This window comes from Staphylococcus pasteuri (genome assembly GCF_030547725.1).
GTDB lineage: Bacteria > Bacillota > Bacilli > Staphylococcales > Staphylococcaceae > Staphylococcus > Staphylococcus pasteuri.
In genome coordinates, this window is sequence record NZ_JAUOQO010001076.1 from 1 (window position 1) to 231 (window position 231).

Consider the following 231-nt stretch of genomic DNA (forward strand, 5'->3'; position numbering starts at 1 on the left):
CCGTTAAGGATAACCAAGGAAATAGCGCTACCGACAGCGTAGTGGTGACGGTGCTCGATCAATCAGCTAACTACCAAAAAGATTTTGAGAGCGTTGATTTTCGTGGAACTGCAAACAGTTGGGGAAAAACCGCGATGAACTTAATCGGCGACAATACCTGGCAACTACTAGTGAACGTTACCGATAGCCAGCCCAGTTTCAAATTTTACGCCAACGGAAAATGGTATGGCG

General features: G+C 46.3%; 1 protein-coding gene. It reads left to right on the top strand.

All coding sequences use genetic code 11. The annotated features are described in order from the left end of the window. On the top strand, positions 1 to 231 hold a 231-nt coding region (locus tag Q4528_RS16460), incomplete at both ends, for a hypothetical protein (protein WP_303522872.1).